10 protein-coding genes are annotated in these 12518 nt (G+C 56.9%); 4 read left to right on the forward strand and 6 right to left on the reverse strand.

The genetic code is table 11. The features are described 5' to 3' along the window. The first annotated feature begins 33 nt into the window (after positions 1-33). Complete coding sequence (locus EP166_RS08845; RefSeq protein ID WP_127556466.1) at positions 34-906, forward strand: helix-turn-helix domain-containing protein; 873 nt, start codon at positions 34-36, stop codon at positions 904-906. Between the two features lie 192 nt (positions 907-1098). Here the strand turns inward: EP166_RS08845 and EP166_RS08850 are convergent, their stop codons facing one another. The 6 genes from EP166_RS08850 to orn form a co-directional block, all read right to left on the reverse strand. Then, the gene (locus tag EP166_RS08850; RefSeq protein WP_127556467.1) at positions 1099-1914 is read right to left on the reverse strand and encodes a TlpA disulfide reductase family protein; all 816 of its coding nucleotides are present in this window, start codon (positions 1912-1914) and stop codon (positions 1099-1101) included. 73 nt (positions 1915-1987) lie between these two features. Beyond that, complete coding sequence (locus EP166_RS08855; RefSeq protein WP_127556468.1) at positions 1988-2704, reverse strand: YebC/PmpR family DNA-binding transcriptional regulator; 717 nt, start codon at positions 2702-2704, stop codon at positions 1988-1990. Between the two features lie 185 nt (positions 2705-2889). Beyond that, positions 2890-5472 (reverse strand): glycosyl hydrolase family 18 protein, encoded by a 2583-nt coding sequence (locus EP166_RS08860; protein ID WP_127556469.1) that lies wholly within the window; start codon positions 5470-5472, stop codon positions 2890-2892. Between the two features lie 84 nt (positions 5473-5556). Beyond that, a complete protein-coding gene (locus tag EP166_RS08865) occupies positions 5557-7248 on the reverse strand; it encodes a glycosyl hydrolase family 18 protein (RefSeq protein WP_127556470.1) in 1692 nt (563 codons plus the stop codon). A 436-nt stretch (positions 7249-7684) separates the two neighbouring features. Beyond that, a complete protein-coding gene (locus EP166_RS08870) occupies positions 7685-8203 on the reverse strand; it encodes a P-loop NTPase family protein (protein WP_127556471.1) in 519 nt (172 codons plus the stop codon). A 93-nt stretch (positions 8204-8296) separates the two neighbouring features. After that, a complete protein-coding gene (gene orn / locus EP166_RS08875; protein WP_127556472.1) occupies positions 8297-8842 on the reverse strand; it encodes an oligoribonuclease in 546 nt (181 codons plus the stop codon). A gap of 269 nt (positions 8843-9111) precedes the next feature. Here orn and rsgA point away from each other — a divergent pair, with 269 nt between their 5' ends. The 3 genes from rsgA to EP166_RS08890 all read left to right on the forward strand — a co-directional run bounded on the left by rsgA (position 9112) and on the right by EP166_RS08890 (position 12510). Next, positions 9112-10131, forward strand: coding sequence for a small ribosomal subunit biogenesis GTPase RsgA (gene rsgA / locus EP166_RS08880; protein ID WP_127556473.1), 1020 nt, complete (start codon positions 9112-9114; stop codon positions 10129-10131). Positions 10132-10159: 28 nt separating this feature from the next. Next, entirely contained in the window at positions 10160-10660 is a 501-nt protein-coding gene (locus EP166_RS08885; RefSeq protein WP_127556474.1) for a DUF7931 domain-containing protein, read from the forward strand. Positions 10661-10791: 131 nt separating this feature from the next. Further along, on the forward strand, positions 10792-12510 hold the full coding sequence (locus EP166_RS08890) for a sensor domain-containing protein (protein ID WP_127556475.1): 1719 nt from the start codon (positions 10792-10794) through the stop codon (positions 12508-12510). Positions 12511-12518 lie beyond the last annotated feature (8 nt).

The raw sequence follows: 12518 nt of genomic DNA on the forward strand, positions 1-12518 counted from the left end.
AATTAACCATCCATTTACCAGAAGCCAACGCTCATGGCCGAAGCGAAATCCATTCCCGTCTTCAAGCTCTATGGCGAACAAACCGCCTGGCTGACACCGGATCTGCTGCATTGCGAAGCCATTGCAGACCGCAGCCGCCTGCACGACTGGGTGATCAAACCGCACCGGCACCGGGGCCTGTACCAACTGTTGTATCTGAATGCGGGTGATGCGGTGCTGCAACAGGATGCCCAGCAATACCACCTGGAAGCAGGCAGCCTGGTGATCGTGCCCGAGATGTCGATTCATGGCTTTGCGTTCGGGCCCAAGGCCGCGGGCTATGTACTGACGCTGGCGCACCCATTGGTGCACAAGCTGGCGCAGTCATTACCCGAGTTGCATGCGTTTTTCAGCGAGTTCGTGCGCCATCGTATCTCGGTCTCTCAGCGACGCAGCGACATTGAGCGCTTGTTCGAAATCATCAATCAGGAATACCAGCGCGATGGACTGGGCCGGCAGGTGTTACTGGAATCGCTGCTCAGCAGCCTGTTCGTCTGGCTGCTGCGTCAGGCCCGACCCCGAGACACACACGACACCCCGGCAACCCAGGATCATTTCGGTCGTTTCACCGACCTGATTGAAGCGCACTTCCGGGAACCACGAGGTGTGGCCGACTACGCAAACGACATAGGCATCACCGCCAACCATTTGAACTCGATCTGCCGCCAGGCGGTCAACAAACCCGCCCTGGCGCTGATTCACGAACGTCAGATCCTGGAAGCCAAACGGAGGCTGGTTTACAGCGCTCTGACCATCAACCAGATAGCCGATGAGCTTGGCTTTTCTGATCCAGCGTATTTTTCAAGATTCTTTAAACGTTTGACAGGCGCAACACCAAAGGGCTTTCGCACTCAGGCGGGAACATAATTAACTCGAATTTCGGAGTTCGCTAGTAAAGGGTAAGCACCGGGTGCCAGGTAGGGCTATCGAGGGTGGTCCGCAGCATGGATGCTGCGGTCCAGGCCCCATGGAAGGGTTCACGCCGACCCTCTATAGCCCTACCTGGTGGCCGGTGCGGACGACTGGCAGCAAAGCCGACCGCGAACTCCGAAACTCGAGTTAATTATCTGGCAGAATCTTAGCCAACCCCTGGGCCAGGGTCGCGCGGGATAGCTCACCGGCGTGGGTGTCTTGCAGGGTGCCATCGGCATCATAAAACAGGGTGGTTGGCAGGCCCCGGCTTTGAATGATTGCCGGTAACTCGGCTCGCAGGTCGTAATAGCTGTGGCGCAGATTCAGGCCCTGCTCGCTCAGGAATTCCAGCCCCCGGGCCGGGCTCTCAGCCTGGTTGACGAAGATGAAGGTGATGTCCGGGTACTCTTCCTGCGCGGCTTCCAGCACCGGCATCTCCCGTACACAGGGGCCGCACCAGGTGGCCCAGAGGTTAACCACTCTCGGGCCGCCGGCACCCACGACTGCCAGGTTATGCGGCTCGCCTTGCAAGTCCACCAGTTCAAGCTCCGGCACATCCACATTGGGGTAACCCACCATCTGTACCCCGCTCCAGATGCCGAGCCAGGCAACCACGCCGGCGCTGACGGCAATGGCCAGAGGCTTACGCACATCGGCATGGCGCCAATACCAGAACAGGGCCATCAGAATCGTACCGGCCAGACCAAACCAGGGGTCAAAGCCGCCGTCACGAATGTCGACCATGCCCAGCCAGTCGTCCCGATAGAACTCGAAATAACGGATGATAAAACCCAGGCGCGCCACAACGACCGTGACCAGGAAAATATCACCCAGCTTCGAGATCACCGAGCTGCGGGTACGCCGACCCACCAGGCTGCCGACCAGAATCGCGATGCCAAACGCCAGCATCAGCATGATGTAGCCAATGGGCAAACTGAAAGGGCCGATAATTACAGAAGTCATGATGGCGTGAGTGTCCTGTCAGTACTGTTAGTGAGTGAGAGTGACAGGACACTCCCGAAAATTGAGGGGTCTGTCAATATTCTGCGTTGTGAAACACGTGCTGCACATCGTCCAGAAAGTTCAACATATCCAGCATTTTCTCGAACTGCTCGACGTCGGCCCCTTCAATCGCGGTCGTCATCTGCGGCACGAACTGGACTTCATCGACCTCGAATTCGATCCCGTCGAACGCACTCTTAAGCGCATCCCGGGTTTTGGCGTATTCGGTGTGGGGGGCAAATACCGTGATCACGCCGTCTTCGGCTTCGATATCAGACACATCGACATCGGCCTCGGCCAGGGCTTCGAGTACGGCATCCTCGTCCGGTCCGGAGAAGCTGAAAATCGCATCGTGGTCGAACAAATGGCTGACGGCGCCCGAGGCACCGAGTTTGGCTTTTACTTTGTTGAAACAGGTGCGTACATCGCCATAGGTACGGTTCGGGTTATCGGTCAGACAGTCGACGATGATCATGGTGTTACCCGGCCCAAAGCCCTCGTACCGGGCCACCGCGAAGTCTTCACCGCCGCCGCCGGCGGCTTTGGTAATGGCCTTGTCGATCACGTGCGCTGGCACCTGGTCTTTCTTGGCCCGCTCCAGCAGGGAAGCGAGCGCCAGATTACCGGTGGGCTCGATGCCACCGGATTTGGCACACATGTAAATTTCACGGCTGTAACGGCTGTAGACTTTGGCTTTCATGTCCGACGTCTTGGCCATGGATTCTTTGCGGTTCTGGTAGGCTCTGCCCATGGGATAATACCGGGTTGGTTAATCGATGGACGGCGATTCTAGTCGTATTTGAGGGTTTTCACTAGCCAGAGTGGAAACGGTATCGTGCAAATCGAACGTCAGCATCGACAACTCTCATTGATTCCGGAAGGGCCAGACAGGGATGGGCATCCCTGTCTGGACAGAGGCCTAGAAGTCTTGGCCCGCTAATCCGAAGCGGGTGTAACGACGGGCAATTCCGGGTGTTCTTGCGCCAGGCCGTACTCGTTACCACCGAGATGCAGGCGGTACCCGGCGGGCCCGGCGACCGGCAGGTAGTAGTTCAGTTTAATGTCGACAGCTTCACCAGGGGCCAGCGCCTGCCAGGCTGGCAAGCTGAAACCGACACGGTGAAAGGTTGCGTCCAACCCGCCGATGTTATTGCCGGCGGCGTTACTGCCATCTTCAAGTACCGTCAGACCGGCGCCACTCTGGTCGGAGATGGTGCTTGAGGTCGAGGTCGGCATGTTGAAGCTGACGTCGGTGCCGCCAGGGATTTCGACATCAGTGCGGTTGGTCAGCGTCAGTGTCGGGTTGATCGGGTAGTTGTTATCGCCCACTTTAAAGCCACTGATCTCAACGGTAACGTTGATGGCCTCGCTCGGGGGTGCCAGGTTACCGGCCTGTTCGGTGTCGTAACCATCGGCACCGGCGAAGGCGTTGTAGGCGATGTCCGTCAGGGTCGTGCCCATGTAGTACTCGCCGTTATCGCCCCGCTGCGGATGCCAGCCGTAGTCGCCCGCTAGCTCCCAGAACATGATGCCGCCAATGCCCTGATCGATAACGTACTGCACCTTGGCGTTCATGGATTGATCGTCTTCGGTACTGAGAAAGACCCGAGTATCCGGATTCCATAACCAGGGGGCTTCGGCCAGGCTATCGTAGTGGCGCTCATAGGTGCCGCTCAGGTTCATCTGCGGATCAAACCCGTAATCACTGACGTAACGGCCAACGATGCCTGCATCCAGGTTTTTGGCGTGCCACATGGGGTTGGAGCCGGCCCCCAGTTCGTTGCCCTGTTCGTCTTTGTCGTGCCAGAGGTTATCGATGCCGGTCGCGCCATAACCGCAGGGGCTATTGACGCCCGTACCGGTCGGGCAGCCGGCCTGGTCAGGCAGTTCGGCCGTGCCCCACAAGCCATGGGTGCCACCCTGAACGTTCTGAAAGCCCCGGGTGTAATAGGGAACGCCAATGTTGATGCGCCCGGCACTCATGGCACCCCGAAAATACGCCACCGCCCAGTCGGTATTGAGGTAGCCAATGCCACCATACTGTGCGGTGCCATAAACGTTGGCGGCGGCCAGTTCTGCGTCTTCACCGGTGTCGTACAGTGCGGCATTGTGACCAACGTATTCGTTCCAGGCACCGTGCAGGTCGTAGGTCATGATGTTGACGTAATCGAGGTAGGGGGTGACGTCGAAGTCTTCCATACCGCGCAGCAGATAGCCTGAGCTGGGGGCGGCAATGGTCAGCAGGTAATGCTGGCCGTCTTCAGCGCTCGCCTGGTCCAGTTTTTCCCGCAGTGTTTTCATCAACACCTGATAGGAGCTCCACAAATCACCACGCAGTCTATCGGCGTAATCAAAATCCAGCGGGTTGCCGGCACCACTCATGGAGGTTGGGTATTCGTAGTCGATGTCGACACCGTCGAAACCATAGGTGCGGATAAAATCGACCGCTGAGTTGGCGAAGGTTTCAATGCCTGCGTAGTTGACACTGCCGTCGGCGTTGGTGGTCATGGTGTAGAAACCGCCGTTGTCGACGCGCTGACCGGTGCTGTCGAAATACCCACCGGTTTCGGCCCAGCCGCCAACCGAAATCAGCGTTTTAACGTGCGGGTACTGTGCCTTGTATTGATTCAGCAAGTTGAAGTGACCCTGGTAGCCCAGGCTCGGGTCCATCTCCGCGCCCGAAACATTGGGCCAGGTCAGGCCGGTGGCCGGGTTGCCCGGGTCGCTGGTGTCACCAACCGACAGTTCGTTCTGGTCGTTGATGTGTGCGAAGGCGTAATTGATGTGAGTAAGCTTCTGCCAGGGAATGTCACTGGCCAGGTAGGCTGGCTGGCCGTTCTTGCCCGTGCGCCAGGAGGTGAAGTAACCGATTATCCGACGCTGGTGCGTGTCGCCCAGCGCTTCGCGGCCGCTGTCATCATAGACCGTGCAATAAGGCACTTCGACGCCCGCCGTCTGGTGCAGACCTTCAGGCCGGCAACCACGGGCTATCGGGTCTTCACCGATGCTGAGCCTGACCGCTGTGCTGTCGGTCGTGGCGCCGGCGTCGTCGGTGGCACGGGCAAAAACACTAACGGTGCCCGCTTCGGCGACCCAGTCGAACCGATAAGGGTCACTGGTATCAATACCGATAGGTGTGCCGTCGACAAAGAATTCCACGCCGGTAACAACACCATCACTGTCGCTCGCCTCTGCGGTAAAATTAACGGTATCGCCAGGCTGAATATCGTCACTGGCTGCAGGGCTCGTCAGGCTGACACTGGGTGGCTGATTCTGGCCGGTGGTTTCACAGCTGCCCAGCACCGTCCATTCCTGGTACTGATCGCTGTGGTCGGCCGGGTTCTGGTTTTGCGTCCACCAGTTGGCTTGATAGGCGATGTCATCATAGTGCACCTGGTCTCCGCCACTGAAGGCCGTGGTGGCATCCCAGTCGGGCAGGCCGCTGCAGTCGTAAGCCGCTGCCGAGCCAGCCAGCACCAGGCCGCCCAGCCACGCGCTCAGGGTAAGGTGAGTTTTCATGAGTGATCCATTTGCCGTTGTTTGGTGAAAAAGAAGTGGAAGCCCTCACCATGGCGGCAAGGGCTTCAGGAAGCGTGAAAGAGGTTACTGGCCCGGATGCCCCAGCCCTGAATTCATGGAATTCAGCAGGTGGCCGTTGTCCGCATCGATTTCCCAGGCAAAGAGGCCACCCAGGTTGTTTTGCAGGACATAGTTACCCTTGGCCTCAACAGAGCGCTGGGTATCGAAGGTCAGCAGTTTTCCATCGGCATAGTTCCAGGCGTAACTGCCCTGGGCAATGTCATCCCAGAAAACCTGGTAGCCGTTAATACCCGAACCAGACGGACCGCCCATCACCTCGGCTTCAATGTCCTTGTAATCCTGAATGCCCGCTTCCCAGCTGCCTTCAATGGCACTGCCACCGGTGCCTGTGAAGGGGTAATCGGGCTGGCCACCGCTGACGCCCTTCCAACCGCGACCGTACATGGCAACGCCCAGACTCAGCTTCTGCGGCGGCACATTTTCACTGAGCATGTACTGCACAGCTTCGTGGGCGCTGAAGCCTTGCATGGCGGCATCGGGTGCCGGATACAGGCCGGTCTGGTGGCCCAGCACGTTATTCCAGGCGCCGTAGTAGTCGTAGGTCATCAGGTTGATGTGATCCATCACCTGGGCGGCGTCTGCCCAGCCGTCGCCGACGGCCTGCAATTTCTCAACACCACCGCTCATGGCCGCAGTCAGTTGATACTGACGGCCCGTTTCGACTTCCAGCTCATCCAGTGCGACGCGCAATTCCTGCATCAGGGTCACGAAACCCTGGCCGTCTGCGGGGCTGCCAAGGGCGGGGTTGGCGCCACCGCCACCTGGAAATTCCCAGTCGATGTCGATGCCATCAAAGAAGTCATACTGGCGAATGAAGCCGATCATCGACTCAATGAAGATGGCGCGCGCGGCCGGGTCTGTTCCAATATCATAGAGCGGATCCGACAGCGTCCAGCCGCCAACGGAGGGCAGAATGGTGATATCAGGGTGCGCCTGCTTCAGACGGTACAGCTGAGCAAAGGTACCGCGAACCGGCTGGTCCCAACGGTCATTTGGATAGGACTTTTCCAGCGCGGCAAACTTGTCGTGCACCACCACTTCGTAATCCTGCTTGCCACTGCACTGGCTCTGCAGCGCGCTGTAACCACTAGGGTTGGCGTCGGCCAACGACTGGTTCGGCCCGCAAATCGGGATAAAGCCATAATAGAGATGCGTGATGTTTTCAGCCGGAATATCCGCTGGCTGAAAATCACGACCGTAAATACCCCATTCAACGAAATAGGCGCCCACCTGCTTGCCACTTGCCTGGGTGTCATAGGGTTGGTTGTTTTGCTTCAGCGGGTGCGGCCAGCCAGTCATGTCGAGGTCGGCCGGGTCCCAGTCGCCAGAACCATCATCGTCATCGCCGCTGCCGGCAACGGTAACCGTAGTCGCGCCACTGGTGGTGCACCCACTGTCATTGCACAACTCCACCACCAGCTCGTGACTGCCAGCGGCTAGGTCTACGGTACAGCTGGCGTTCTGCGGGTTCGGGTCATTGCGGGTAAGACTGCTCTGGCAAATTGGATTGCCGTTATCAGACAGTGTCCAGGAAGAACCGTTTTCACCCCACCAGACATTCCAGGCAATGTTGGTGTTGCTGCCATCGTCGAGGCTGGCTGGCAACCAGCTCAGGTTGGGTTGTGCAGGCGCAGCCATCAGACCGGTGCTCAATAGGGCCGTGCTCAAGCCCAGTAAGACTCGTTGATGCTTCATAATATGAACCTTCCTTTTGTTATTTTTCGGTTGGCCAAGTGATCTCAGCTCACTTAATACTTATATAACCAATCTAATACCTTTAGAGATTGGATGGTCAAAATATAGCCACCAACCGGGGTGGTTCGAAAAATAAGCCATCGAATTTTGCTGACCAATTCACACTTTAGGCCAATAAACAGCGGTATTTACATCTTCGATCACCAGACAATACCGTTTCGTTCTAAAAATAATACCAATTTAGGCCCTTAAAACGGTGAATTGCATTGGGTCAGAGAAATCCCAGGCTCGTTTTTAAGGTTTTCCGCCTAGGGAGTCGCAGGCCAGACGGCCGGCAAACAGAACAATCTGCAGGATGATTTTTCAGAGCTTTGAGGAACGCAGGAAGAGAGGCGGGGTACTGGCTACGACAGTGGAATAACAGGAATACCAGGGTTTACCCCTCGCAATAAAACTCATAGAACCGCTTCAATTCACGAGGGCTACGCAGGTGATGTATTGAAACTCCGCTCTCCTGCCGGGCCAGTAACGAGCGTAAATAAGGGCGGGTCGTGCTGTGAATATGCCAAATAATCCTGAGCATAGGGATCAGTTTTGTCAGCGGCTGACAACCCTCTGCCCAACCAGCTGGTGTCACAAACACCGATTTCACACCACGTTTGATGGCCCACCAAAAATGCACGGCGATTGGAAAATCAAGGTAAACAATGGCATCGGAGCGCGCAAACCGGTCGGCGATGGTTGAGTCATAGCCAACCCCCTCGATGATCCAGGATTCCCCGGCCACCAGGTCATCATGCGCTTGCAAAAACGCCTCTTCAGAAACCGCCTGCCAATCGGGCTGCCAGATCACCTGGTCCAGATGATGGACGGGCAGGCCAGTGCGCCTGCCAAGCGCCAGAGCCAGGGTCGACTTCCCGGCTCCGCCATTTCCAATGATGGTGACTTTATTCATAACGCCTTGTATCCATTCCCTGCCCGTAACTGACCCTGAAGGGCAGACATGGGGCCCGGACGACACATAAACAACAGGCGTTGTTTGGACCGTTCAGTCCAACCGAATGAAATGCTCACGGTAGTGCTTCAATTCACCGATAGATTCCAGAATATCATCCAGCGCCCGGTGGCTACCCTTCTTGTGAAAGCCATCCAACACCTCGGGGCGCCAGCGGCGGGCCAGCTCCTTAAGGGTGGAGACATCAATATTACGGTAGTGGCAAAACGCATCGAGATGCGGCATGTATCGCACCAGAAACCGCCGGTCCTGCCAGATTGAGTTACCGCACAGCGGCGACGCACCCGGCTCCACCCACTCTTTCAGAAACGCCAGGGTTTCCGCTTCGGCCATCGCGTCGGACAACTTGCTGTCTTTCACCCGCTGCGTCAGACCGGATTCGCCGTGGTGCGTGGTGCACCACTCGTCCATAGCATCGAGCGCTTCATCGCTCTGGTGAACCACCAGGTTCGGGCCTTCGGCGATGACATTCAGGTCTTTATCGGTCACCACGGTGGCGATCTCGATAATGCGGTCGGTATCCGGGTTCAGACCGGTCATTTCCAGGTCAACCCAGATCAGGTTCGATTTTTTATCCATCTCAAATAGCCTTTTGTGCCCCCCGGGAGGGGTTTAGGGAGTAGAATGTGGCTAGAGTATAACTTATCTAAAAGCACTGAGTTTGCTGAAGACCAGCGGTGGATGCCGGTGGTGTCTCTGCGGGGAAGTCCGCAGCAGGGATGCTGCGGTCTAGGCTCCATGGACGGATTTACGCCGACCCCGCAGAGGCATCGCCGGCAGCCGCCGCGAGCCAGAACCACCCGGGACTACCCGAAACTTGAATAAACACTGAGAAGCACCGTCGATTTATGAGTAAACGCAAGCTGACTCGTCAGCAACAGCACCGAATACAAAAAGTACAGGACGAACGACTGGCTCGTGCCCAGAAAAAGGCCGACAAAATCGAATCCCAACTGGAAGGCGGTGAACTGGGCGAAGCTCGGCGCGGGCTCATAATCGCGCACTACGGTATAACCACCGAGGTGGAAGCCGAAGATGGCACCACAGTACGCTGCCACAAACGCAGCAACCTGCCCCCTCTGGTGACCGGCGATCAGGTAATCTGGCAGCCAGACCCGCAGGAAGGCGGCGTAATCGTCGCCACCGAAGAACGCCGCACCCTGCTTAGCCGACCCGATTCACGCGGCCAGCTGCGGCCGGTCGCCTCCAACATCGATCGAATCATCATCGTCGCCGCGCCCACGCCGCGCACCCCGGCCAACCTGATCGACCGTTACCTGGTCGCCGCCGCCCACGATGAGATTCACCCCATTATCCTGCTGAACAAATCCGACCAGCTTGATCAGGCACCCGATATGGTGCGGGAAATGGAAGAATACCGCGACCTCGGCTATGAGACCCACGCCGTCTCCGCCCAGACCGAAGAAGGCATGCAGGCCATTCGCGCCCTGGTAGCCGACGGCAACTCAGTCTTCGTAGGTCAGTCCGGTGTGGGCAAATCGTCCATCATCGCCGCCCTGCTGCCCGATGAAGTCATTCGCGTGGGTGCCATCTCCGAAGCCACCGGCAAGGGTAAGCACACCACCACAACGGCGGCGCTGTACCACATTCCCGGCGCAGGCAACCTGATCGACAGCCCCGGCATTCGCGAATTCGGACTCTGGCACGTTGAAACCGACAGCCTGTTCCAGGGCTTTCCAGAGCTCGACGATGCGGCCGGGCGATGCAAATTCCGTGACTGCGCGCATGAAACCGAACCGGGTTGCGCGGTACGGGCCGCAGTGGAATCCGGTAAACTATTACCCAGACGCTACCACAGCTTTCTGTCGATACGGGACTCACTGAACGAAGTATCGATGCGAAAATAACCATCGTTTGCCAAGCGGGGGGCCAACCATGACCGAGCGCAGTGATACCGGCGTAATTCGCCTGAACAGTCTGGACGACTTCATAGAACACAGTGTCGAGCTGATCAACCAGACCGGGCGAGAACTGACCGTACTGAGCACCGACCTCGACCGCGACTGGCTGGGCAGCGATGCCGTCACCGACGCGCTGCGCCAGTTTGCCATACGTAACCGGCGCAGCAAGGTTCGTATTCTGGTGACCGAAACCAGCCCAATAGTACAAGGCCGTCATGCCTGGCTCGACCTGATCAAACGGCTGTCGCGCATTGAGATTCGGGTCATTAACCCTGAGATCCTCGATACTGAACCGATGAAAGGCACCTTTTTGCTCAGCGATCGCAGCGGTCTGGTGTACCGAAATTCAGAAACAGGCTACATTGGCTTTGTTCATTACGATGACCGGGCCACCGTTCGTCAGCAGCTCGATGTGTTTGAGCAATACTGGCGTTATAGTCAGGAGTCGTCAGAGTTCCGCCACCTGGCATTATGAAATCGAATGGAAAGTCTATCTCCGAAGCAGCCTCACCCTAAGCTTTTCAGGCCCAACGGTGGCTCCAATCCAAAAACCCGCTAAACTGCCTGTATGCCGTCTAATGAAGTGCTGAGCGACTGGAGCAGACCATGAACATCGCCCGTACACCGGGTTCGTTAGATCTGATGCCTTCTGGCTACCTGGTCACTGACAATGAACGCTCCATACTGTATGCCAACCGCTATGCCTTAGCGCAACTGGGCCATGACGACCTGGGCGGCACTCCGCTGTTCGACATATTCACGCTGGCATCCTGCATTCTGTTTGAAAGCTATATCGCACCGCTGCTGCTTAAAGAAGGGGCGTGCGACGAAATTCAGCTGACCCTAAAAGCCGCTGATGGCAGCAAGCGATCTGTAGTCACCAACATTCGCCGGGATGAAACAGACAACAATCGGGTGCACTGGACCTTCATCAACGCTTCGCAGCGCGACAAGCTGTTCCAGGAATTGATCGATGCGCGCAATCTGCTCGAAGAAAAAACCCGGTTTCTGGAAGCGCGAACGGTTACTGACGATGTTACCGGTCTGCCCAACCGTTTATCGGTGACCCAATACCTGACCGAACGCATGAGCAACCCGACGCTGGCGCAAAGCCAATTTGTAGTCCTGTTTATTGACCTCGACGGCTTCAAGTCGATCAATGATACCTACGGCCATGCGGTGGGCGACCAGTTTCTCAAAGCGGTTGGTCAGAGGCTCGCACGGAGTTTGCGCGCCTCGGACCTGGTAGCCCGTTATGGCGGTGATGAGTATGTGGTATTGCTTCAGCAAACCGCCGATACAGCCAACACCAATACGCTGATGATTCAGCGCATCGTCAATCAGTTAAACACGCCTTTTCAGATTAACGGCAACACCCTGTCGGTATCCGCCAGCGCCGGTGCTACCCACTACCCCCAACGTTCCTCCGTCGAATCCGAGCAACTGATTCGACAGGCTGATCAGGCCATGTACAAAGCCAAGCTGGCGGGAAAGAACCAGATTCGCTGGTTCGACCCCGATTGGGAAAACTCCCAGAGAACTCAACACGAACTGACCGCCCAGATTCGACAGGGCATAGAACTCAACCAGTTTTTGCTGCATTACCAGCCGAAAATAAACCTTAAGTCAGGCACCGTCATCGGGCTGGAAGCGCTGATTCGCTGGCAACACCCCAATCGGGGCTTGCTGATGCCAGGCGACTTTCTAATGCACATTGAGAACCAGCAAATCGAACTGGAACTGGGCGACTGGGTTATCGACACGGCACTAAAGCAAGCCACCCAATGGCACCAGCGTGGGTTACCGCTGCCAGTCAGCGTGAACGTTTCCGGTTTTCAATTAATGGACCCGCAATTTCTTGAACGGCTCACCGCACTCCTGTATCGCTACCCTGACCTGCCCCGGCAGCATTTTGAACTTGAACTGCTCGAAACCTGCGCAATTGATGACAGCATGAACATCGCCAACGTCATCGCCTCTTGCCGGCGCATGGGTTTACTGGTGTCTCTGGACGACTTTGGTACCGGCTATTCGACGCTGTCTCACCTTAAAGACCTGTCCGTCGATATACTCAAGATCGACCGGAGCTTCGTGCAGGATATGTTAACCAACCCGAGTAACATTGCCATCATCAAAGGCATTATTGGCTTCGCCAAAGCCTTCGATTGCAAAGCCATCGCCGAGGGGATTGAAAGCGCCGATCAGCAAGCAGCCTTACTTCAACTGGGCTGCCAGACAGGCCAGGGGTATCACATTGCCAGTCCCATGCCCGGAGAATCGATCGAAACCTGGCTGACGGGCAGACCCGCCTCGACGAAACCCTAAACACTCGC

Origin of the sequence: Saccharospirillum alexandrii (genome assembly GCF_004000275.1) — a bacterium.
Taxonomy (GTDB): Bacteria; Pseudomonadota; Gammaproteobacteria; order Pseudomonadales; family Natronospirillaceae; genus Saccharospirillum; species Saccharospirillum alexandrii.

Excerpts from the sequence above, each read along its gene's own strand:
- EP166_RS08845 (WP_127556466.1), top strand. The coding sequence starts at position 34 with ATGGCCGAAGCGAAATCCATTCCCGTCTTCAAGCTCTATGGCGAACAA.
- EP166_RS08850 (WP_127556467.1), bottom strand. The coding sequence starts at position 1,914 with ATGACTTCTGTAATTATCGGCCCTTTCAGTTTGCCCATTGGCTACATC.
- EP166_RS08855 (WP_127556468.1), bottom strand. The coding sequence starts at position 2,704 with ATGGGCAGAGCCTACCAGAACCGCAAAGAATCCATGGCCAAGACGTCG.
- EP166_RS08860 (WP_127556469.1), bottom strand. The coding sequence starts at position 5,472 with ATGAAAACTCACCTTACCCTGAGCGCGTGGCTGGGCGGCCTGGTGCTG.
- EP166_RS08865 (WP_127556470.1), bottom strand. The coding sequence starts at position 7,248 with ATGAAGCATCAACGAGTCTTACTGGGCTTGAGCACGGCCCTATTGAGC.
- EP166_RS08870 (WP_127556471.1), bottom strand. The coding sequence starts at position 8,203 with ATGAATAAAGTCACCATCATTGGAAATGGCGGAGCCGGGAAGTCGACC.
- orn (WP_127556472.1), bottom strand. The coding sequence starts at position 8,842 with ATGGATAAAAAATCGAACCTGATCTGGGTTGACCTGGAAATGACCGGT.
- rsgA (WP_127556473.1), top strand. The coding sequence starts at position 9,112 with ATGAGTAAACGCAAGCTGACTCGTCAGCAACAGCACCGAATACAAAAA.
- EP166_RS08885 (WP_127556474.1), top strand. The coding sequence starts at position 10,160 with ATGACCGAGCGCAGTGATACCGGCGTAATTCGCCTGAACAGTCTGGAC.
- EP166_RS08890 (WP_127556475.1), top strand. The coding sequence starts at position 10,792 with ATGAACATCGCCCGTACACCGGGTTCGTTAGATCTGATGCCTTCTGGC.